At 64.5% G+C, this 22545-nt stretch carries 20 protein-coding genes; 3 read left to right on the top strand and 17 right to left on the bottom strand.

What is annotated here, in order from left to right; genetic code table 11:
* Nucleotides 1–64: 64 nt before the first annotated feature.
* Both atpA and ACQR1W_RS09495 read right to left on the bottom strand, forming a co-directional pair.
* Entirely contained in the window at nt 65–1594 is a 1530-nt protein-coding gene (gene atpA, locus ACQR1W_RS09490; RefSeq protein WP_434850559.1) for a F0F1 ATP synthase subunit alpha, read from the bottom strand.
* Nucleotides 1594–2154, bottom strand: coding sequence for a F0F1 ATP synthase subunit delta (locus tag ACQR1W_RS09495; RefSeq protein ID WP_434850560.1), 561 nt, complete (start codon nt 2152–2154; stop codon nt 1594–1596). Before ACQR1W_RS09495 ends, atpA begins: the two co-directional genes overlap by 1 nt.
* A gap of 655 nt (nt 2155–2809) precedes the next feature.
* Between ACQR1W_RS09495 and ACQR1W_RS09500 the strand changes: the two genes are divergently transcribed.
* Nucleotides 2810–3361, top strand: coding sequence for a septal ring lytic transglycosylase RlpA family protein (locus ACQR1W_RS09500; RefSeq protein WP_434850561.1), 552 nt, complete (start codon nt 2810–2812; stop codon nt 3359–3361).
* 112 nt (nt 3362–3473) lie between these two features.
* Here the strand turns inward: ACQR1W_RS09500 and ACQR1W_RS09505 are convergent, their stop codons facing one another.
* A complete protein-coding gene (locus ACQR1W_RS09505; protein WP_434850562.1) occupies nt 3474–5684 on the bottom strand; it encodes a primosomal protein N' in 2211 nt (736 codons plus the stop codon).
* A gap of 112 nt (nt 5685–5796) precedes the next feature.
* On the opposite strand from ACQR1W_RS09505, the gene ACQR1W_RS09510 reads away from it, so the two are divergent.
* Both ACQR1W_RS09510 and ACQR1W_RS09515 read left to right on the top strand, forming a co-directional pair.
* Nucleotides 5797–6792 carry a tyrosine recombinase XerC gene (locus ACQR1W_RS09510; RefSeq protein WP_434850563.1) on the top strand — a complete coding sequence of 332 codons (996 nt, stop codon included), beginning with the start codon at nt 5797–5799 and terminating at the stop codon, nt 6790–6792.
* 91 nt (nt 6793–6883) lie between these two features.
* A complete protein-coding gene (locus ACQR1W_RS09515) occupies nt 6884–7474 on the top strand; it encodes a DUF4337 domain-containing protein (protein WP_434850564.1) in 591 nt (196 codons plus the stop codon).
* Nucleotides 7475–7531: 57 nt separating this feature from the next.
* On the opposite strand, the gene ACQR1W_RS09520 is transcribed toward ACQR1W_RS09515, so the two are convergent.
* The 14 genes from ACQR1W_RS09520 to ACQR1W_RS09585 form a co-directional block, all read right to left on the bottom strand.
* Entirely contained in the window at nt 7532–8062 is a 531-nt protein-coding gene (locus tag ACQR1W_RS09520; RefSeq protein WP_434850565.1) for a hypothetical protein, read from the bottom strand.
* 121 nt (nt 8063–8183) lie between these two features.
* Nucleotides 8184–9587, bottom strand: a complete 1404-nt coding sequence (gene lpdA, locus ACQR1W_RS09525; RefSeq protein ID WP_434850566.1) for a dihydrolipoyl dehydrogenase — start codon at nt 9585–9587, stop codon at nt 8184–8186.
* Between the two features lie 49 nt (nt 9588–9636).
* Nucleotides 9637–10383: an SDR family oxidoreductase gene (locus tag ACQR1W_RS09530; RefSeq protein WP_008969939.1), complete on the bottom strand. Its 747-nt coding sequence runs from the start codon at nt 10381–10383 to the stop codon at nt 9637–9639.
* Nucleotides 10384–10434: 51 nt separating this feature from the next.
* On the bottom strand, nt 10435–10668 hold the full coding sequence (locus ACQR1W_RS09535; protein WP_434850567.1) for a hypothetical protein: 234 nt from the start codon (nt 10666–10668) through the stop codon (nt 10435–10437).
* Between the two features lie 12 nt (nt 10669–10680).
* On the bottom strand, nt 10681–11922 hold the full coding sequence (gene odhB, locus ACQR1W_RS09540; protein WP_434850568.1) for a 2-oxoglutarate dehydrogenase complex dihydrolipoyllysine-residue succinyltransferase: 1242 nt from the start codon (nt 11920–11922) through the stop codon (nt 10681–10683).
* A 126-nt stretch (nt 11923–12048) separates the two neighbouring features.
* The gene (locus ACQR1W_RS09545; protein WP_434850569.1) at nt 12049–15006 is read right to left on the bottom strand and encodes a 2-oxoglutarate dehydrogenase E1 component; all 2958 of its coding nucleotides are present in this window, start codon (nt 15004–15006) and stop codon (nt 12049–12051) included.
* A gap of 137 nt (nt 15007–15143) precedes the next feature.
* Entirely contained in the window at nt 15144–16028 is an 885-nt protein-coding gene (sucD, locus tag ACQR1W_RS09550; protein ID WP_008969943.1) for a succinate--CoA ligase subunit alpha, read from the bottom strand.
* A 10-nt stretch (nt 16029–16038) separates the two neighbouring features.
* Nucleotides 16039–16602 (bottom strand): hypothetical protein, encoded by a 564-nt coding sequence (locus ACQR1W_RS09555; RefSeq protein WP_434850570.1) that lies wholly within the window; start codon nt 16600–16602, stop codon nt 16039–16041.
* A 218-nt stretch (nt 16603–16820) separates the two neighbouring features.
* Nucleotides 16821–17297: a DUF1579 family protein gene (locus ACQR1W_RS09560; RefSeq protein WP_434850571.1), complete on the bottom strand. Its 477-nt coding sequence runs from the start codon at nt 17295–17297 to the stop codon at nt 16821–16823.
* 5 nt (nt 17298–17302) lie between these two features.
* Nucleotides 17303–18499, bottom strand: a complete 1197-nt coding sequence (gene sucC, locus ACQR1W_RS09565; RefSeq protein ID WP_434850572.1) for an ADP-forming succinate--CoA ligase subunit beta — start codon at nt 18497–18499, stop codon at nt 17303–17305.
* Between the two features lie 128 nt (nt 18500–18627).
* Nucleotides 18628–19596 (bottom strand): malate dehydrogenase, encoded by a 969-nt coding sequence (gene mdh, locus ACQR1W_RS09570; protein WP_008969947.1) that lies wholly within the window; start codon nt 19594–19596, stop codon nt 18628–18630.
* A 233-nt stretch (nt 19597–19829) separates the two neighbouring features.
* Nucleotides 19830–21011, bottom strand: coding sequence for a cell division protein ZapE (gene zapE / locus ACQR1W_RS09575; protein ID WP_434850573.1), 1182 nt, complete (start codon nt 21009–21011; stop codon nt 19830–19832).
* 144 nt (nt 21012–21155) lie between these two features.
* Complete coding sequence (gene thpR / locus ACQR1W_RS09580) at nt 21156–21692, bottom strand: RNA 2',3'-cyclic phosphodiesterase (protein WP_434850574.1); 537 nt, start codon at nt 21690–21692, stop codon at nt 21156–21158.
* 215 nt (nt 21693–21907) lie between these two features.
* Complete coding sequence (locus ACQR1W_RS09585) at nt 21908–22540, bottom strand: arylesterase (RefSeq protein ID WP_434851126.1); 633 nt, start codon at nt 22538–22540, stop codon at nt 21908–21910.
* Between the last annotated feature and the right edge of the window lie 5 nt (nt 22541–22545).

Consider the following 22545-nt stretch of genomic DNA (forward strand, 5'->3'; position numbering starts at 1 on the left):
GTGTCCTCTTGTCTCACGTCGGCGACGCGGATGGCCGGATCGCCCCAGCCACGACCCTGCCCGATCAGGAGAAGGTCTTGGCATAGGCCTCGACGACGGCCTTCAGCTTGGATGCGCTGTCGTCCGACAGGTCGCGGCTGTCGCGAATGGCGTTGAGCAGGTCGGCATGCTTGCCGCGCAGCGTGGACAGCAGCCCTTGCTCGAACGCACCGACCTTGTTGACCGGCAGCGCGTCGAGATAGCCGTTGGTGCCGGCCCAGATCACGCAGACCTGCTCTTCCATCTTCAGCGGCGAGAACTGCGGCTGCTTCAACAGCTCGGTCAGGCGTGAACCGCGGTTCAGCAGGCGCTGGGTCGCGGCATCCAGGTCGGAGCCGAACTGCGCGAAGGCCGCCATTTCGCGGTACTGCGCGAGCTCACCCTTGATCTTGCCGGCGACTTTCTTCATCGCCTTGGTCTGGGCCGAGGAGCCGACGCGCGACACCGACAGACCGACGTTCACCGCGGGACGGATGCCCTGGAAGAACAGGTCGGTTTCCAGGAAGATCTGACCATCGGTGATCGAGATCACGTTGGTCGGAATGTAGGCCGACACGTCGTTGGCCTGGGTCTCGATGACCGGCAGCGCCGTCAGGGAGCCTGCGCCCTGGGTGTCGTTAAGCTTGGCGGCGCGCTCGAGCAGGCGGGAATGCAGATAGAACACATCGCCCGGATAGGCTTCGCGGCCCGGCGGACGACGCAGCAGCAGCGACATCTGACGGTAGGCGACGGCCTGCTTCGACAGGTCGTCATAGATGATGACCGCGTGCATGCCGTTGTCGCGGAAATACTCGCCCATGGTGCAGCCGGTGAACGGCGCGAGATACTGCATCGGCGCCGGATCGGAGGCGGTGGCCGCGATCACGATAGAGTATTCCAGCGCGCCCTGCTCCTCGAGCACCTTCACGAACTGCGCAACCGTCGAGCGCTTCTGACCGACCGCCACGTAGACGCAGTACAGCTTGATCTTCTCGTCGTTCTGCGCGTTCAGCGGCTTCTGGTTCAGGATGGTGTCGAGCGCGATCGCGGTCTTGCCGGTCTGACGGTCGCCGATGATCAGCTCGCGCTGGCCGCGGCCGATCGGGATCAACGCATCGATCGCCTTCAGCCCGGTCGCCATCGGCTCATGCACCGACTTGCGCGGAATGATACCAGGAGCCTTGACATCGACGCGCTTGCGCTCGGTCGCCTGGATCGGGCCCTTGCCGTCGATCGGATTGCCAAGCGCGTCAACAACGCGGCCGAGCAGCCCCTTGCCGACCGGCGCGTCGACGATGGCGCGGGTGCGCTTGACGGTCTGGCCTTCCTTGATCTCACGGTCGGCGCCGAAGATCACGATGCCGACATTGTCGGTTTCGAGGTTCAGCGCCATGCCGCGGGTGCCGTTCTCGAACTCGACCATCTCGCCGGCCTGGACGTTGTCGAGACCGTAGACGCGGGCGATGCCGTCACCGACGGACAACACCTGGCCGACTTCGGAGACCTCGGCTTCCTGCCCGAAATTCTTGATCTGGTTCTTGAGGATCGCGGAAATTTCCGCGGCGCGGATGTCCATCAGCCTGCCTCTTTCATCGCGTGCTTAATCGAATTGAGTTTGGTGCGAAGCGAGCTATCGACCATGCGGCTGCCGAGCTTGACGACGAGACCGCCGATGATCGCTGGATCGACCTTCACATTGAGCGCAACGTCCTTGCCGGTCACCGTTTTCAGGGCGGCCTTCAGGGCGTCGAGATTCTTTTCGGAGAGCGGCTCGGCCACCGTCACATCGGCACTGGCCTCGCCCTTGAACTTGGCCACCAGCGCGTTGAAGGCGCGGATCACGTCGGCCACCGCGAACAGGCGGCGGTTGGCGGTCAGCACCTTCAGAAAATTGGCGGCAATGCCGGAGATGCCGGCGCTGTCGAGCACCGCGGTCAGCGCCTTGAGCTGAACATCGGCGGCGAAGACCGGGCTGCGCACCAGGCGCTTCAAATCGGCGCTTTCGGTCAGAAGCGCGTCAAACTGATCGAGATCAGCCTTGACCGCGTCGATCGACTTCTCGTCGCGGGCCAACTCAAACAGGGCCGTCGCATAACGACCGGATACACCTGATACGGATGGATCTTCAGCAGCCACAGACGTGCTCTTTTTATTATGTCAAATCCGCAAGGAAAAAACCGGCGCCACGATGCAGCGCAAACCGATTAAGTCCTTGGAATTCAAGCCAGACTTTGATTTTCGATCGCCGCGGGAGCGGCTCGATCACGAAAAGCGGCGCTTTGCTAACATAGCGTAAGCGCAGCCGCAACAAGACGGGCCCCGCAATCGGCGCCTGATTGTCGCGGAGCGGCCGGCCTGCACCGATCTCCCGACGCCGAGCCGTTCGCAGTCACCGGAACACCATACCGCATATCGGGAGCTGGTCGGGATCGGGTTCCCCGCGCTGCATGCATGGCCGTTATGAAGGAATCCCCTTGACCTGCGTTTTTCGGGCCGCACGCCGTCTCCCGCGCGTTACAGCCGCAATATTTGCTGAAAACTTACGAGAAATGACAAAGACTTATCTAGACAGTATTCGAAAGTATTGAACTGGTTAAATTTTAGTTAACGTGCAAGATTACGGAATTTTCTGGGATCAGCTTCTGGCATCACGGAATATTTCTCGCACGGACGCTCAAAATTTACTGCCCCATTCGTGACGCATTTCGCCACCAAACGGCGCCCGCTCAAAAGTCACGGGGGTCCACTGGCCACAGAACGTGGCAATACTGCCTTAAGGGAACCATTATAGATGCTGAAACTGAACAACCTGCCGGTCGCCAAGATCGCCGGCTCGCGGACCGCGCTGGCCGTTGCCGTCACCCTGATCGTCGGTGGCACCGCTACCGAGGCGTCGGCCCGGGCCAGGCATCACCATCATCGCTATCATCACCACCACGCCGCCCGGCACATGGGCGAGGCGGCCTCCGAGCAGGCTTCGAACGGCTGGTCCTCGAACGGTTGGTCGAACGGATCCTGGATGAACGCCAATGCCTCGTTCGGCTCGAGCTCTGGCGGCGGCCGGACCTTCTCCGGCATGGCGTCCTACTACGGCAGCGAGTCCGGCAGCCGCACCGCTTCCGGCCAGCGCATGAACTCCAACGCCATGACTTGCGCGCACCGCTCGCTGCCGTTCGGCACCAAGCTGCGCGTCACCCATGGCGGCCAAAGCGTCATCGTCACCGTCAATGATCGTGGGCCGTTCATCCGCGGCCGGGTGCTCGACCTCTCGACCGGCGCCGCCCGCGCCATCGGTCTGACCCGTGCCGGCGTCGGCCGCGTCACCGCCGAAGTGGTGTCGTAGCCGCGCGGCCCATGCGCCCCCTCGCGTGCGGTGAGGGGCGCAACATCCGCCTTTTTCGTCATTCCGGGCTAGTGCGTTAGCACCAGACCCGGAATGACGACGCGAAGCGTCCTTACAAAAAGCTCTGCGGGTCGACGTCGACCTCGAGCTTGAGATTGCCCCTCGGCTTCGGCGCATGCGCCAACCAGTGGCGCAGATAATCCGACAGATCGAAATTGCGCGCGGATTTCAAAAGCAGCCTGAAACGATAACGGCCCTTGATGACCGCCAGTGGCGCTTCCGCCGGTCCCAGCAAGGTCACGCCCTCCTCGCGCGGCGCCGTCGCCGCGAGCTTGCGCGCAAACCCCTCGGCCGTGGGCCGGTCGCCTGCTGAAATGATCAGGCTCGCCAGCCGCCCGAACGGCGGGTACGACGTGCGCTCGCGCGCCTCGATCTCGCTGGCATAGAACGCCTCGCGGTCGCAGGCGATCAGCGCCTTCATCACGGGATGCTCCGGCTGATGCGTCTGCAGATAGCCGACCCCGCGCCCCTGGTCGCGGCCAGCACGCCCGATCACCTGGTTCAGCAGCTGCCAGGTGCGCTCGGCGGCGCGCGGATCGCCATTGCCCAGGCCCAGATCGGCATCGACCACGCCGACCAGATTAAGCCTCGGGAAGTGGTGTCCCTTGGCGACGAGCTGGGTGCCGATGATGATGTCGACGCGACCTTCGGCGATCTCCGTCAGCTCGGCGCGCATGGTCTCGATCGAGGTGATGAGATCGCTCGACAGCACCATGCTGCGCGCGTCCGGGAACAGCGCCGCCGCCTCCTCCTGCAGCCGCTCCACGCCGGGGCCGACCGCGACCAGTGACTGCTCCGCCGCGCAGTGCGGGCAGGTCGGCGGCCGCGGCATCGAGAAGCCGCAATGGTGGCAGACCAGGCGCTGACGGAAGCGGTGATCGACCAGCCAGGCGTCGCAGATGGTGCAGGCGAAGCGATGACCGCAAGCGCGACACAGCGTGAGCGGCGCATAGCCGCGCCGGTTCAGGAACAAGAGCGCCTGCTCGCGACGCTCGATCGCGGTGCGGATCTCGCCGGCGAGGCGCGGCGAGATGAACCGGCCGCGTTGCGGCGGCTCGCGGCGGAGATCGATGGCCTCGATGTGCGGCATGTGCTGGCCGCCGAAGCGCGAGGGCAGCGCGACGCGCTGGTAGCGGCCCTTGCGCGCATTGACCTCGGTCTCGACCGAGGGCGTGGCCGAGGCCAGCACCACCGGGATTTTGGCGATGTGCCCGCGCACCACGGCCATGTCGCGCGCGTGATAGTGCGCGCCGTCGTCCTGCTTGTAGGCCTGGTCGTGCTCCTCATCGACCACGATGAGTCCGAGATTCGCATAGGGCAGGAACAGCGCGGAGCGCGCGCCGACCACGACGGGCGCTTCGCCGGCGGCGATCGCCGCCCAGTTGCGCTGGCGGGTGCGGGGCGTCAGCTCGGAATGCCATTCCAGCGGCCGCACACCAAAGCGGCGCGAGAAGCGGTCGAGAAACTGACCGGTGAGCGCGATCTCCGGCATCAGGATCAGCGACTGTCTGCCGCGGCGGACGGTCTCGGCGACCGCCTCGAAATACACTTCCGTTTTGCCCGAGCCGGTGACGCCGTCGAGCAGCGCGACGTGGAAGGTGCCGTTGGCGGCGAGCGCGCGCATCGCATCGACGGCGGCGCGCTGCTCGCGAAAGAACTCCGGCTGCGCGAAGGACGGATCGGGCGGTGGCGGCGGCAGAGCGCGCGGCATCGCTTCGACGCTCAGCGTGCCCTCGTCGACCAGCCCGTCGATCACACCAGTGGAGACGCCGGCCTCGCGCGCCAGGTCCGACTTGCCGTGCAACAGCCGGTCCGACAGGATCTCGATCACCCGCCGACGCGCCGCCGTCAGCCGCTTCGGCGGCTCGCCCACCAGCCGCACGCCGAGCCGGATGCGCTCCGGCCCGAGATGCTCGCCCATGCGCAAACACATCCGCAGCACCATGCCGCGGGCAGACAGCGTGTAATTGGCGACCCAGTCGACCAGCGCCCGCAACTCGTCCTTGAGTGGCGGCACGTCGAGCTTTTCAGAGACATCCTTCAGCCGGTTGTGCAGGCGCGGGTCCGGATTGGCGTTGTCGGCCCAGACCACCGCCAGCACCTCGCGCGGCCCCAACGGCACGCCGACCACGTCACCCGGTCTCAGCTCCATGCCGCGCGGCACGCGGTAGGAATAGGTGTGGTCGAGCGCGACCGGCACCAGCACATCGACCACGCCGGTCGAGGCGGCAGCGCCTGAATGGGATTTGGTCACGCGGTCCATGTTTAGGATCGGTTTGCCTGGGGAATTGACGCTAGCGCGGCCGCGCGAGGTTAGCGAATGGTAAACGAAGGCAATGCGATATAGTTAGATCATCCGCGCTGTCCAGAACACCATGGCCAAAGCAGAGAACCAGGTAGAGAAGACGACCGCAAAGGCACCCGAAGCGCTCGACCTCGTCTGCGCCGACGACAGCGTCTCGCGGGCAATGGCGCAGTGGCTTCAGCACCTGCAGAGCGAGCGGCGGCTGTCGCCGAAGACGGTCGAAGCCTATGCGCGGGACTTGCGGCAATGTTTGCAGTTCCTCTGTGAGCACTGGGGCGAGCGCGTCACGCTGGCACGATTCGCCGCGCTGGAGGCCGCCGACATCCGCGCCTTCCTGGCGATGCGCCGCGCCGGCGACATTGCCGGGCGCTCGCTGATGCGCGCGCTCGCCGGCCTGCGCTCGTTCGGCCGCTTCCTGGAACGCGAGGGCAAGGGCAAGGTCGGGGCCTTCGCAGCGATCCGCGCGCCGAAGATTGCCAAGAGCCTGCCCAAGCCGCTGCCGATGGATGCGGCCAAGCGCGTCACCGACGCCGACGAGCGCGCCGGCGAAACCCGCGAGACCTGGGTGCTGGCGCGCGATGCCGCCGTGCTGGCGCTGCTCTACGGCTCGGGCCTGCGCATCTCGGAGGCGCTCGGCCTGAAGCGGCGCGAGGTGCCGCGGCCGGGCGAAGGCGACGTGCTGATCGTGACCGGCAAGGGCAACAAGACCCGGATGGTGCCGGTGCTGCAGAACGTGCTGCAGCTGATCGACGAATATGCCGCGCTGTGCCCCTACCCGCTGCCTGCGGAGGGACCGATGTTCATCGGCGCCAAAGGCGGGCCGCTCAGTCCCCGTATCATCCAGCTCGCGATGGAGCGGCTGCGTGGCGCGCTCGGGCTGCCCGACAGCGCCACGCCGCATGCGCTGCGCCATTCGTTTGCGACGCACTTGCTCTCGCGCGGCGGCGATCTGCGCGCGATCCAGGAGCTGCTCGGCCACGCGTCGCTGTCGACGACTCAAATTTATACCGGCATCGATTCTGAACGGCTGCTCGAAGTGTATGCCTCAGCGCATCCACGGCGCTGAGCTGGCGCAGACACGTTTCCGTCACATCGTTGCTCTTGCGCTGCCCCCGCCGTTCCGGCAATCGTCCTTCAGACCATACGGAGGGGAACAGATGAGCGCACATGAGAGCATGGAGCACGCCGAACACGCCGAGCATGCCTCGGGCGAGAATCGAAAGATCGCACTTTTGATCGCTGTGATCGCGCTGTTCCTGGCGCTGTCCGAAACCCTGGGCAAGGGCGCGCAGACCGAAGCGATCAGCAAGAATGTCGAGGCCTCCAACCTCTGGGCCTTCTTCCAGGCCAAGACGATCCGCCGCACCGTGGCGCAGACGGCGGCCGAGCAAGGCAAGCTCAATCTGCCCGCCCTGCCCGACGACGCGACCAGGGCGGCGCTGCAGAAGCAGATCGACGACTGGCAGAAGAACGCCGCGCGCTACCGCTCGGAGCCGGAGACCGGCGAAGGCAGCGAGCAGCTCTCCGAGCGCGCCAGGCATGCCGAGGAGGAACGCGACCTCGCCACGGCCAAGTACCACCACTATGAGTTGGCGTCAGGCGCCTTCCAGATCGCGATCGTGCTGGCATCGGCGACCATCATCACCGGGATGCTGGCGCTGGCCTGGGTTTCGGGTGCGTTGATGCTGGTCGGCATCGCCATGACTGCGCTCGGCCTGTTCGAGCCGCACCTGCTGCCTCTGCATTGATTCGGCGCGCAAGGCTGCACGCGTAATCACCTGCCCTCTCCTAGAGGGCAGGTGACGTCACCGTGCTTCCTGCACGCTCTTGCGGAAGCGCAGGATCAGCCGCCAGAACCGTGACGACCAGCGATCGCCATTGCCGCGCACGACGTCCAGGACACGCTGCTTGACCGGCTCGACCAGTTCAGAGGCCCTGGCGCGCAGCGAGAGCACGGCCTGATAGAGCCGCGAGAACCACGCCATCTGCAACAACTTGGGCCGCGTCACGTCGAACACGAAGGCGGTGACGCCGAGACCAACGAACTTCGCGAACAGGACCGTGGCGGCTCCGCCCATGAAGTGATGATGCGTGAGCAGCCAAAGCGCAACGAGCTTCAGCGGAAACAGCAGGACCGGCGGCACCACGAAGACGACCAGCGTCAGAGGCGGCGAGAGCGTATCGATCTGCGCGGCAAGCCAGTGCTTGAGCGCGCGCAGCGGAATCGCCGCGACCACACGCGCCACGATCGGCTCGAGATGATCCCATAGCCAGGCTTCGATCAGGAAGATGATCGCAAGCAGGACCCAGAACGGCTGAAGCAAGCGGCGCAGCATGGCACTCCATCTCCGCCCGTGAGCTGCGCGCGATGCGGTCAAATGACGCAGCATCGCGCTTGGCTGGCTGTCAGCATGATCGTTCGACGCGTATTGGAACGATGATGCCTGCGGGCGTCGATCACATATGGATGGCACGCTTGCCGACCGCAAGCGCCGCCTCCTTGATGGCTTCGGAGCGGGTCGGGTGCGCGTGACAGGTGCGCGCCAGATCCTCGGCCGAACCACCGAACTCCATCAATACGGCTGCTTCGTGAATCATCTCGCCGGCCTCGCGGCCGATGATATGCACGCCGAGCACGCGATCGGTTTTTGCATCTGCGAGAATCTTGACGAAGCCATCGGTGGTTTGGTTGACCTTCGAACGGCCATTCGCGGTAAACGGAAACTTACCGACGGTATAGGCGGCGCCCGCCTGCTTCAGTTCCTCCTCGGTCTTGCCGACAGAGGAAACCTCCGGCGTGGTGTACACGACGCCAGGTATCACGTCGTAGTTCACATGCCCGGCCTGGCCGGCGAGAATCTCCGCCACCGCCACGCCTTCATCCTCGGCCTTGTGCGCGAGCATCGGACCGGCGACGACATCACCGATCGCGTAGACGCCCGGCACGTTGGTCGCGAAATGGTGATCGATCTGCACGCGACCGCGATTGTCGAGGATGACACCGGCCTCCTGCAGGCCCAGTCCTTCCGTATAAGGCACGCGGCCGATCGCGATCAGCACGACATCGGCTTCGATCGTCTCGGCGCTGCCGCCGGCGGCCGGCTCAATGGTCGCGGCGAGCTTCGCCGCCGATGTGTTCACACCGGTCACCTTGGCGCCGAGCTTGAATGCAAAGCCCTGCTTTTCCAGGATGCGCTGAAACTGCTTGGCGATCTCGCCATCCATCCCCGGGAGAATACGGTCGAGGAATTCGACGACCGTGACCTGCGTGCCGAGGCGGCGCCACACCGAGCCGAGCTCGAGACCGATCACGCCGGCGCCGACCACGAGCAGCCTCGAAGGTACCTTCTCCAGCGACAGCGCGCCGGTGGACGAGACGACGCGCTTCTCGTCGATCTCGATGCCCTTCAATCGCGCGACGTCGGAGCCGGTGGCGATCACGATGTTCTTGGTCTCGACCGTCTGGCTCGCGCCGCCCTGGCCCGTGACCTGAACCTTGCCGGTGCCGAGAATCTTGCCCTTGCCGTTGAGCACGTCGATCTTGTTCTTCTTCATCAGGAACTCGACGCCCTTGACGTTGCCGTCGATGCCCTGCTGCTTGAAGTTCATCATCGAGGGCAGGTCGAGCTTGGGTGCGGGAACGCTGACGCCCATCTTGGCGAAGGAATGTCCGGCCTCTTCAAACATCTCCGAGGCATGCAGTAGTGCCTTCGAGGGCATGCAGCCGACATTGAGACAGGTGCCGCCGAGCGTGGCGTTCTTCTCAACGACGGCCACCTTCATGCCGAGCTGCGCCGCGCGGATCGCGCAGACGTAACCTCCGGGCCCAGTGCCGATAACAACGAGATCGTAAGTAGCCATGATGCTAGTTTTCCGTGGGAATTCAGTCTGAGGAGGGCAACGGTCGGCGTCAGCGTCCGCCGGACACGTCGAGAATGGCTGAAGTGACGTAGGACGCCTCGTCCGACAACAGCCAGACGATGGCATTGGCGATTTCTTCGGCGGTGCCGACGCGCTTCATCGGCACCATCGGCGCCAGCCGATGCGCGCGATCAGGCTCGCCGCCGGAGGCATGGATTTCAGTATCGATCAGGCCGGGCCGAATGGCGGCAACGCGAATGCCTTCGCCGGCGACCTCATGTCCGAGGCCGACCGTGAACGAGTCGATCGCGCCCTTGGAGGCGGCATAGTCGACGTAAGTGTTGGGCGAGCCGAGCCGCGCGGCGACGGAGGACAGATTGACGATCACGCCACCCTTGCCGCCATGCCGGGTCGACATCCGCTTCACCGCCTCGCGGGCGCAGAGAATGCTGCCGGTCACGTTGATCGCCATCAGCCGCTCGATGCGCTCGGCGCTCATCTCGTCGACCCGCGAGGTCGGTCCGACGATGCCGGCATTGTTGATGAGCGCGCCGAGCGGACCGAAGGCATCGGCCGCCTTGAACAAAGCGAGGATGTCGCGCTCATGGCCGACATCGCATTTCACGGCGATGGCCTTGCCGTTCTTCGCCTCGATCGCCGCAACGGTGCTCTTGGCTGCGGCTTCGTTGCTGGCGTAACCGACCACGACCTTGAAGCCGCGCGCGGCCACGGCAAGCGCGGTCGCACGGCCAATGCCGCGGCTGCCACCGGTAATGACTGCAACTCGATCCGTCATGATTGCCCCCACTTTGTATGGCCAGGCGGCGCGGACCGCCTGACCGATGTCTTACTGTGATTTGCCTTCGAGTGCGGCAAGCCGGTCAAGCACGGCTTTGTCAGTCAGACTCGCCAGATAGAACACGATGAAGGGCGTCAGGAACGGAATGAGGCTCCAGGCGGCGAACCCGATACCCTTCCCCTTCCTTCTGCTGATTGGGATGGCGAAGATGAAGAAGATCACGGTGGTCACGAGAAATGGCACCATGGACAGCAGGAGTGACGGTATTGACGGCTCCTCCATCGACGCCTCCACTCAGAGATCCAGCACCAGCCGCGCCGGATCCTCCAGGCTCTCCTTGACACGCACCAGGAAGGTCACCGCCTCCTTGCCGTCGATGACGCGGTGATCGTAGGACAGCGCCAGATACATCATCGGCCGCACCTCGATCTTGCCGCCGACCACCATCGGCCGCTCCTGGATCTTGTGCATCCCGAGGATGCCCGACTGCGGCGCGTTCAGGATCGGCGTCGACATCAGCGAACCGTAGATGCCGCCATTGGTGATCGTGAAGGTGCCGCCCTGCATCTCCTCGATCTTGAGCTGACCGTCGCGGGCGCGGCGGCCGAAATCGGCGATGCCCTTCTCGATGTCGGCGATCGACTTGTGGTCGCAGTCGCGCACCACGGGCACGACCAGGCCCTTGTCGGTGCCGACCGCGACGCCGATGTGATAGTAGTTCTTGTAGATCAGGTCGGTGCCGTCGATCTCGGCGTTGACTGCCGGGATGTCCTTCAGGGCCTGCACCACCGCCTTGGTGAAGAAGCCCATGAAGCCGAGCTTGGCGCCGTGCTTCTTCTCGAACGCGTCCTTGTACTGGCTGCGCAGCGCCATCACGTGGGTCATGTCGACCTCGTTGAAGGTCGTGAGCATCGCCGCGGTGTTCTGCACGTCCTTCAGGCGGCGGGCGATGGTCTGGCGCAGGCGCGTCATCTTCACGCGCTCTTCGCGCGCGGCATCATCGGCCGGCGACGGTGCCCGGACCTGAACCGCGGCGGCCGGCTGATTGACCAGGGTCGGCGCCGAGGCCGCGCGCTCGATCGCGGCCAGCATGTCGCCCTTGGTGACGCGGCCGTCCTTGCCGGAGCCCGGCACGGTGGTGGCATCGACGCCGCTTTCGGCCGAGAGCTTGCGTACGGAAGGGGCGAGCGGCGCGTCGGCCGGCGGCGCCTTTGCGGCGGGAGCCGAGGCAGCCGCTGCCGCCGGCGGAGCGGCCGAAGCGACCGGCTTGGCGGGAGCGGCGGCCGGCTTGGCCGCGGCCGCGCCGTCGTTGATCTGCCCGAGCAGCGCACCGACCGCGACCGTCTCGCCGTCCTTGGCCACGATCTCGCCGAGCGTTCCGGCCGAGGGCGACGGCACCTCGATGGTCACCTTGTCGGTCTCGAGCTCCACCAACGGCTCGTCCACCGCCACCGCATCGCCGGCCTTCTTGAACCAGCGGCCGATGGTGGCCTCGGTGACGGATTCACCGAGCGTCGGAACGCGAATTTCAGTCATGGTCTTATCCTCAATAACCCCGAGCGGTCATAAACGTGAGTGTCATCGCCCGCGGGCGCGGGCGATCCAGTACGAACAGATGTGGCTACGCGTACTGAGTGGCCCGCTCATGCGGGCCACGAAGGACTAGTTCAGCGCGTCGTCGAGCAGCGCCTTGAGCTGGGCCAGATGCTTCGACATCAGGCCGGTTGCGGTCGCAGCCGACGCGGCGCGGCCGGCATAGCGCGGACGCTTGCTCTTGCCGCCGACCTGGTTCAGCACCCACTCGAGATACGGCTCGATGAAGTGCCAGGCGCCCATGTTGCGCGGTTCTTCCTGACACCAGACGACTTCGGCATTCTTGAAGCGGCTGAGCTCAGTGACCAGCGCCTTCAGCGGCACCGGATAGAGCTGCTCGATGCGCATCAGGTAGACGTCATTGAGCCCGCGCTTCTCGCGCTCATCATAGAGGTCGTAATAGACCTTGCCAGAGCACAGCACGATGCGGCGGATCTGATCGTCCGGAACGAGCTTGGTCTTGTCGTCCGACTGCATCTGGGCGTCGTCATACAGGATGCGGTGGAACGTCGTGTCCTTGGCGAGCTCGTCGAGCCGCGACACCGCGCGCTTGTGGCGCAGCAGCGACTTCGGCGTCATCAGGATCAGCGGCTTGCGGATCTCGCGATGCAGCTGCCGGCGCAGCACGTGGAAGTAATTCGCCGGCGTGGTCGGATAGACCACCTGCATGTTGTCCTCGGCGCAGAGCTGCAGGTAGCGCTCCAGGCGCGCCGAGGAGTGCTCCGGCCCCTGCCCCTCATAGCCATGCGGCAGCATGCAGACCAAGCCCGACATGCGCAGCCATTTGCGTTCGCCCGAAGAAATGAACTGGTCGAACACGACCTGGGCACCGTTGGCGAAATCGCCGAACTGCGCCTCCCAGCAGGCCAGCGCGTTCGGCTCGGCGAGCGAGTAGCCATATTCGAAGCCGAGCACCGCCTCTTCCGACAGCAGCGAGTTGATGACCTCGAAATGTCCCTGCTCTGGCGCCAGATGATTGAACGGCGTGTAGCGGCTCTCATCCTCCTGGTCGATCAGCACCGAATGGCGCTGCGAGAAGGTGCCGCGCTCGCAATCCTGGCCGGAGAGACGCACCTGGTGGCCTTCCAGGAGCAGCGCGCAGAATGCCAGCGCCTCGCCGGTCGCCCAATCGAGACCGACACCGCTCTCGATCGCCTTGGCGCGGTTCTCCAGGAAGCGCTGGATGGTGCGATGGACGCGGAAACCGTCCGGCACCTTGGTGATCTTGCGGCCGATCTCCTTGAGCTTCCCGATCTCGACGCCGGTGACGCCGCGGCGGGCTTCCTCTTCCTGGTCGGCCGACTTCAGGCCGGCCCATTTGCCGTCCAGCCAGTCGGCCTTGTTCGGACGATAGCTGGCGCCGGCCTCGAACTCCGCATCGAGCCGGGCGCGCCAGTCCGCCTTGGCCTTCTCGACCTCGCCCTCGGTCATCACGCCCTCGGCGACCAGACGCTTGGCATAGATCTCGAGCGTCGACGGATGCGCGCCGATCTTCTTGTACATCACCGGCTGGGTGAAAGCCGGCTCGTCACCCTCGTTGTGACCGTGCCTGCGGTAGCAGAACATGTCGATCACGACCGGCTTGTGGAATTTCTGCCGGAACTCGGTCGCGACCTTGGCGGCGAACACCACCGCTTCCGGATCGTCACCGTTGACGTGGAAGATCGGCGCATCGATCATCTTTGCGACGTCGGACGGGTAGGGCGACGAGCGCGAATAGCGCGGATAGGTGGTGAAGCCGATCTGGTTGTTGACGATGAAGTGCAGCGAGCCGCCAGTGCGGTAGCCCTTCAGGTCCGACAGCGCGAAGCACTCGGCCACCACGCCCTGGCCGGCAAATGCCGCGTCGCCATGCATCAACAGCGGCAGCACGGAGATGCGCATGTCCGGCGGATCGCCGTGCTGATCCTGCTTGGCGCGGACCTTGCCGAGCACCACGGGATCGACGATTTCCAGATGCGACGGATTGGCGGTCAGCGACAGGTGGATGCGATTGCCGTCGAACTCACGATCGGACGACGCGCCGAGGTGGTATTTGACGTCGCCGGAGCCCTCGACCGCGTCGGGATTGGCCGAGCCGCCCTTGAATTCGTGGAACAGCGCACGGTGCGGCTTCGCCAGCACCTGGGTCAGCACGTTGAGGCGGCCGCGATGCGGCATGCCGAGCACGATCTCTTTAACGCCGAGATTGCCCCCGCGCTTGATGATCTGCTCGAGCGCCGGGATCAGGGCCTCGCCGCCGTCAAGGCCGAAGCGCTTGGTGCCGGTGAACTTGACGTCGCAGAACTTCTCGAAGCCTTCAGCCTCGACCAGCTTCATCAGGATCGCGCGCCGGCCCTCGCGGGTGAAGGAGATTTCCTTGTCCGGCCCCTCGATGCGCTCCTGGATCCAGGCCTTCTGCGCGGCATTGCTGATGTGCATGAACTCGACGCCGAGCGTCTGGCAGTAGGTGCGCTCGCAGATCGCGACGATCTCGCGCAAGGTGCCGTATTCGAGACCGAGCACATGGTCGAGGAAGATCTTGCGGTCGAAATCGGCTTCCGTGAAGCCGTAGGAGCGCGGATCGAGCTCTTCGCGGTTGCGCGGCGCCTCGATGCCGAGCGGATCGAGCTTGGCGTGGAAGTGGCCGCGCATGCGGTAGGCGCGGATCAGCATCAGCGCGCGCACGGAATCCCGGGTCGCCTGGTTGATGTCGGCGGCTGACAGCTCGACGGCCTTGGCCTGTGCCTTCGCCGCGACCTTGGTACCGACCGCCTTCTCGACTTCCGCCCAGTTGCCGTCGAGCGCCGAAGTCAGATCGTCGCGCGGGGAGACCGGCCAGTTGGCACGCTCCCAGGACGGCCCCTCCGCATTCTTGATGACGTCGGCTGGCTGGTCCTTCAGGCTCTTGAAAAACTCCTGCCAGTCTGGATCGACCGAGGCGGGGTCCTTCTCATAACGGGCATAGATTTCGTCGATATAGGTCGCGTTTGTGCCCTGCAGAAAAGATGACAGGGCAAAGGCGGCGTTCGCATCTTGGCGAGACATGAGGTCGTCCTGGTGATTTCGGTGCGCCAGATCAAATACGGCGCAAGGCCTGACCCGCAGGGAGCGGATCAGGCTCGGTTAGGACCGTTTACCTTATTTATTGTAAATATTCGCGCCGAAAAGAACAAAGCACTGAATTAGGATTTCAATTTTTCGACAAGCGTCTTGCCGAGGCGTGCGGGCGACGGCGACACCGTAATACCAGCCGCTTCCATCGCTGCCGTCTTGGAACCGGCGTCGCCCTTGCCGCCGGAGATGATCGCGCCGGCATGACCCATGCGGCGGCCGGGAGGGGCGGTGACACCGGCGATGAAACCGACCATCGGCTTCTTGCGGCCGCGCTTGGCTTCGTCCTTGATGAACTGCGCCGCATCCTCTTCCGCCGAACCGCCGATCTCGCCGATCATGATGATCGAGCTGGTCTTGTCATCGGCCAGGAACATCTCGAGCATCTCGATGAACTCGGTGCCCTTGACCGGATCGCCGCCGATGCCGACCGCCGTGGTCTGGCCGAGGCCTTCCTGGGAGGTCTGGAACACGGCTTCATAGGTCAGGGTGCCGGAGCGAGAGACAATGCCAACCGAGCCCGGACGGAAGATATTGGCCGGCATGATGCCGATCTTGCACTCGCCGGCGGTCATGACGCCCGGGCAGTTCGGCCCGATCAGCCGCGACTTCGACCCCTGCAGGGAGCGCTTGACCCGGACCATGTCGAGCACCGGGATACCTTCGGTGATGCACACGATCAGCGGCACCTCGGCGTCGATCGCCTCGCAGATGGCGTCGGCCGCACCCGGCGGCGGCACGTAGATCACCGAGGCGTCCGCACCGGTCGCCTCGCGCGCCTCCTTCACGGTGTCGAACACCGGTAGGCCGAGATGGGTCGAGCCACCTTTGCCCGGCGAGGTGCCGCCGACCATCTTGGTCCCATAGGCGATCGCGGCCTCCGAGTGGAACGTGCCGTTCTTGCCGGTGAAGCCCTGGCAGATGACCTTGGTGTTCTTGTCGATCAGGATGGACATCGTTCTTTCTCTAGAGCGGTTTGTTGGAGAGGAGGAGGCGAACGCCCTGTTTGACGTTCTGAGGCGATTTGTCTGAGAGCGTGAGCGTGCGATCGCCCACCGTCCATACGAGGTTCCTGCGCTGACCGTCGGAGCTCATGCCTTCGCTCAAGGGCTTACCGAGCTTGAGCGTCTTCGCGAGCTCGGTCTTGAAATCGGCGGCATCGATATCCGCGGAGCGGATGCCGCAGCTCTTGAAGTCGCCCTTCGGCCCATGCGACTCGGACACGACGAATTCATGCGGAGCAACGCCGATGACGGTCCAGCTCTTGGAGCGCGAGAAATAACCGGAGTCGTCTGGCGGCGCGCCGATGCTCTGCTGGATCGACAGCTGCATCGCGGTGGCCTTCTGCTCGCTGCCGGCGAAATCCAGCGGCTCGGCCATGCAAAGCGTCTGGAACGAGGCCACGAGCGCGGCCGCGCTCTCGCCGGCCTGCGCGCCGCTCGCCCCCGCACACATGAGAACCAAGCCGCAGAGACCGGCGGAGAGGCCGGATACGTGGCTGCTGTGAAGATGACGGTCGGCTGCGGACATCGGGACTACCTGACTCGAACTGGGGTTGAGAGGGTGGACATCGACCTCCCCAGACGAGATCCCCGGGCTGAGACCCAGATTGTTTGACGTTTCTTCGGGGCGTTGAGCAAGTTGGCCACGGCACAAGCCATGGATAACGATCGCGCAGGATCGCGGCTCAAGCCGAGCGGGCAGCTTGACGAGGCTTCAATCTGCGTGGCGCTGATCATCGGCGACCCTCAAGCAACCCGGCGATAGATGCCAGTCAGCACCTCGGACCAGCCTTCGGCGTCCGGCGAGAACTGGATCTTCGTCGCGTAGCTGTTGTCGTCGATGACCTCATAGATGTGGCGCGCATTGCCGCGCAGCGAGCCGCGGACCAGCACCAGGGAATTGCCGCTCCAACTGCCTGACGCCGGCGACGGCGCGAAATAGCCGAGCGAATCGTGCCAGAACAGCTTGTAGAGCCGATCCTCGCGGTCATAGGTGAAGACCGCATGGGTCGCGAAGCTTTCCTTGCCGTCGCGGGTCTGTCTGGTGTCCTGGACCAGATAGAAGCCGTTGAGGTCCATGCGCGCCGTGACGTGCGATGTCGCCTCGCCGCCTTCGACCCAGCGCGACGGATAGACCGTCTCCTCGCCGCGCCACTCGCCGGCGAACACCGCAAGCCTGCGATGCTCTTCCGTCGGCAGCGGTGCGGCGAGACGGTCCGCCATCGGTGTCAGGCTCCCTTCACCGCCTTAACGATCTTCTGCGCGGCGTCGTCGAGATTGTCGGCCGGCAGCACGTTGAGGCCGGACTCGCTGATGATCTTCTTGCCCAGCTCGACATTGGTGCCCTCAAGGCGCACCACCAGCGGCACCTTCAGGCCGACTTCCTTCACCGCCGCGACCACGCCCTCGGCAATGACATCGCACTTCATGATGCCGCCGAAGATGTTGATCAGGATGCCCTTCACGTTGGGATCTGCGGTGATGATCTTGAACGCCGCCGTCACCTTCTCCTTGTTGGCGCCGCCGCCGACATCGAGGAAGTTGGCCGGCTCCATGCCGTAGAGCTTGATGATGTCCATCGTCGCCATCGCAAGGCCGGCGCCGTTGACCATGCATCCGATGGTGCCGTCGAGCGCGACGTAGTTCAGATCGTATTTCGACGCCTCGATCTCCTTGGCGTCCTCTTCGGTCTCGTCGCGCAGCTCGACGATCTCCGGATGCCGGAACAGCGCGTTGGAGTCGAACGACACCTTGGCGTCGAGCACCCGCAACTGGCCCTGCTTGGTCACCACCAGCGGATTGATCTCCAGCATCGCCATGTCCTTGGCGACGAAGGCCGTGTAGAGCTGGGTCGCAAGCTTCTCGGCCTGCTTGGCGAGGTCGCCGGAGAGCTTCAGCGCCTTGGCAACGGTGCGGCCGTGATGCGGCATGACGCCGGTCGCCGGATCGACCGAGAAGGTGACGATCTTCTCGGGAGTCTCGTGCGCGACGTCCTCGATGTTCACGCCGCCTTCGGTCGAGACGACGAACGCGACCTTCGAGGTCTCGCGATCAACCAGCAGCGACAGATAGAACTCCTTGTCGATGTCGGAGCCATCTTCGATGTAGAGGCGGTTGACCTGTTTGCCCTCCGCGCCGGTCTGAACCGTGACGAGCGTGGCGCCGAGCATCTGCTTGGCGAACTCGTTGACCTCGGCGACCGACTTGGCGAGGCGGACGCCGCCCTTGTCGCCGGCGGATGCTTCCTTGAACTTGCCCTTGCCGCGGCCGCCGGCATGGATCTGGCTCTTCACCACCCAGATCGGACCGGCCAGCGTCTTGGCGGCGGTATCCGAATCCTCCGGCCGCAGCACCGGCACGCCCTTCGAGATCGGCACACCGAATTCATGCAGCAGCGCCTTGGCCTGGTATTCGTGAATGTTCATACGAGCATGCTCCCCGACCCCACCTGGGGTGAATTGCAACGATCCAATCCGGTTCGTTGGTATACCATATACCAAGCGGCCGGCAACCCGGTGATTGCGGGCGGACCAGGCGGCCCGCCCTCAGCCGCTCACTTGCCGAGCAAGTCGGGCGCGATCTTCCTGCAGGCGTCGACCAGCCCCTGCACCGCAGCAACGGACTTGTCGAAGGCGTCGCGATCCTTGCCGGCCAGCTCGATCTCGACCACGCGCTCGACGCCCTTGGAGCCGATCACGACAGGGACGCCGACATACATGTCCTTTACCCCGAATTCGCCGTTGAGATAGGCCGCGCAGGGGAGCACGCGCTTTTTGTCGCGCAGATAGCTCTCAGCCATCGCGATCGCCGAGGCCGCCGGGGCGTAATAGGCCGAACCGGTCTTCAGCAGGTTGACGATCTCCGCGCCGCCGTTGCGGGTACGGTCGACGATCTCGTCGATGCGGGCCTGCGAAGTCCAGCCCATCTTGACCAGATCGGGCAGCGGAATACCGGCCACGGTGGAATATTTGGTCAGCGGCACCATGGTGTCGCCATGGCCGCCGAGCACGAAGGCAGTGACGTCCTCGACCGAGACATTGAACTCATCGGCCAGGAAGTAGCGGAAGCGCGCGGAGTCCAGCACGCCGGCCATGCCGACCACCTTCTTGTGCGGCAGGCCCGAGGCCTTCTGCAGCGCCCAGACCATGGCGTCGAGCGGATTGGTGATGCAGATGACGAAGGCATCGGGCGCGTATTTCTTGATGCCGGCGCCAACCTGCTCCATCACCTTCAGATTGATCGACAGCAGATCGTCGCGGCTCATGCCGGGCTTGCGCGGTACGCCGGCGGTGACGATGCAGACCTTCGCATTGTCCAGCGCCTCATAGGAATTGGCGCCCGAGTAGTGCGCGTCAAAGCCGTCGACCGGCGACGACTGGGCGATGTCGAGCGCCTTGCCCTGCGGCACACCTTCCGCGATGTCGAACATCACGACGTCGCCGAGCTCCTTCAGGCCGATGAGGTGAGCCAGCGTTCCGCCGATCTGACCGGAGCCAATCAAAGCAATCTTGTCGCGCGCCATGGAGGAATGTCCTTTGAACCCCGAGCGGGTGGAGGGAGGTGGAAAAAGCCTGGAGGCTGGTTATCCCTTTCGCCTTGGCCGTTCAAGTCACGCCATGGCCAATTGTCGCGGCTGCCTGCATTTCCATCAGCCCCCCTGAAAACCTAGTCGGGATCGTCATTGGCGGCACGGGCATGGCCATTTCGCGGCCGTGTGCCCGCTGAGAGGATTTGCCCGCCGCCGTACCTGCGATGTCAGGTTTCGACCAACCCGGTCGAGGTGCCGCTAGCCATCGAGTCCTTCCGGCCGTGAGGCAGGGCCAGATAGGATTCCGAACCCATTTCGATCAGGCGAGAGGCGGTCCGCTTGAACTCCATCGCCTCGATGCCATCGTTTGCGAGATAGAGCGAGACCGGGTTGGCTTCCGCTGAGGCGATCAGCTTCACGGCGTTGTCGTAGAGCGCATCGATCAGGGTAATGAAGCGCTTGGCGGCATTGCGCTCGGCGTAGTCCATCACTGGGATACGGTCGACCAGGATGGTGTGATAGTCGTGCGCGAGCCGCAGATAGTCGGACGCCGCCAGCGGCTGCTCGCACAATTCCGCGAAGGAAAAGCGTGCGACACCCGGCGCCGAGCACGGGACACGCAAGGTGCGGCCCTTGATCACGATGTCGCGCGGCTTGCACTTGGCGTTGCCGGTGAGCTTCGCCCAGGCCTTGTCGAGCGCAGCCTGCGAGTCGACATCCGGCGGCACCAGCCACATCTTGACGCCGGCCAGCTTCTCGAGCCGGAAGTCGGTGCGTGCGTCCAGCCGCGCGACTTCCATGTGATCTTCGATCTGCTTGATGAAGGGCAGAAACAGGGCGCGGTTCAACCCGCCTTTGTAGAGATCCTCGGGCGCGACATTCGAGGTCGCGACGACGACGGTGCCGAGCTCGAACAGTTTGGCAAACAGCCGTCCCAGGATCATCGCGTCCGCGATGTCGGTGACGTGGAATTCGTCAAAACACAGCAGCCAGGCGTCTTCGAAGATCGCGTTCGCGGTCAGCCCGATCACATCGGCATCGGCAAGCTGGCCGCGCGCGATGCTCTGCCGGTATCCGTAGATGCGCTCATGCACCTCGGCCATGAACTCATGGAAATGCGCGCGCCGCTTGTGTTCGACCGGACAGGTCTGGAAGAACAGGTCCATCAGCATGGTCTTGCCGCGGCCGACTTCGCCATGGACATAGAGGCCGCGCGGCGGTTCGCTCTTGTCGGAAAAGAGCCGGCCCAGCAGGCCCTGCTTGCGGGCAGGCTTGTAGGTCGACAGCCGGCGCTCCAGCGCGGCCAAAGCATCAGCAACCTCCGCCTGTGCGGGATCGGCCTCAATGGCGCCGGAATCGATGAGCGCCTGATATTGGGCGCGAAACGCATCTGACGGAGTGGACAGCATGAGCCCACTCTAGGTCATGAGGCTTACGAAAATTGCAAGCCGTCATTTGGTGGTGGCCGCTATGCGGGCACCATCCTTGTTTTGGTATACGGCGCCCAAACAACCGCCGCAAAATACCGGCGAGCTACAACGACACCGCGAAGCTCACGGGCACAGCTCGTAGGCGTCCTCGACCACATAGGGTCCGCCACCGGTCGAGGCCCGCGAGGAGAACAGCACGAAGCGCTCGACCACGAACACCTGGCTCGGGAAATAGCCGCGCACCGACAGATAATCCGCGACGTCCTGGCTGGAGGCATCATGCAGCCGCGCCAGCGTGACATGCGGAACGAATTTGCGCCCCTCCGGATCGAGCCCGATCCGCTGCATCATCCGCTCGAGCTCCGCCTGCAGCTCGATCAGCGGCCGGCTCGGCGCGATGTTGGCAATCACGGCGCGCGGCTTGCGGCCGCCGAAGCTGGACAAGCCCTGCACCGTCACCTCGAAAGGTTTGCGGTTGACCCGCCACAGCATCGAGGCGATCTCGTTGGCGGAGGCGCCGTCGATATCGCCGATGAAGCGCAGTGTGACGTGATAGTTTTCGGGATCGACCCAGCGGGCGCCGGGGAGGCCACCCCGCAAGCCGGAAAGGGTCTGGCCGATATCGGCCGGGATTTCCAGTCCAGTGAACAGACGCGGCATCGTGTGAGGACTCCCGATGCTTGAGACCGCCCCCGCAAGATACCGGGCCCGGCCTCCCGAAGTTGATCGACGACGAATCGCCGATGCATATTTCCTACCGAACTTATATGACTCTGCGAAGCAAGGCGCGTTAACGGATGGGAAACCTGCGGACAACCTTGGTCGAGTGGATTATCGCAGGTTAGCGGGGACCACCTGCGTTAAGCGGTTGGCGATCATTGCCCACGGAGCGGACGCAGAAATGCCTCCGCGGTGGGCAACATCTTCGAAACGATGATGTCGACGCCTGCCGCCGTTGGATGGATGCCGTCGGCCTGGTTGAGCTTGGGGTCGGCCGCGACGCCCTCGAGAAAGAACGGATAGAGCGGCACGTCGAAGCGCTTGGCGAGATCCGGGTAGATCGCGTCGAACTTCGCCGCATAATTGCTGCCATAGTTCGGCGGCGCCAGCATGCCGCACAGCATGACCGCAATCTTGCGCGCCTTCAGCCGGGTCACGATCTCGGCGAGCGCACTGCGGGTGAGCATGGGATCGATGCCGCGGAGCGCATCGTTGGCGCCGAGCTCGACGATGACGGCCTCGGTCCCCTCGGGCACCGACCAGTCGAGCCGGTCGCGGCCACCGGAAGCGGTATCGCCGGATACCCCCGCGTTCGTCATGTCAATGGGTAGCCCCTTGTCCTGCAAAGCCTTTTGCAATTTTGCCGGAAATGCCTCCTGGCCCGCTAGGCCGAGCCCCGCGCTCAGGGAATCCCCGAGCACCACCACCTTGATCGGTTTGGTGGCCTCAGCCCCGGCCAGCGCCGGATGTCCCGTCATCAAGCCGAGCATCAACACAAGTATGTGCACAAACG

Origin of the sequence: Bradyrhizobium sp. HKCCYLS1011 (assembly GCF_051167795.1) — a bacterium.
Classification (GTDB): Bacteria; Pseudomonadota; Alphaproteobacteria; order Rhizobiales; family Xanthobacteraceae; genus Bradyrhizobium.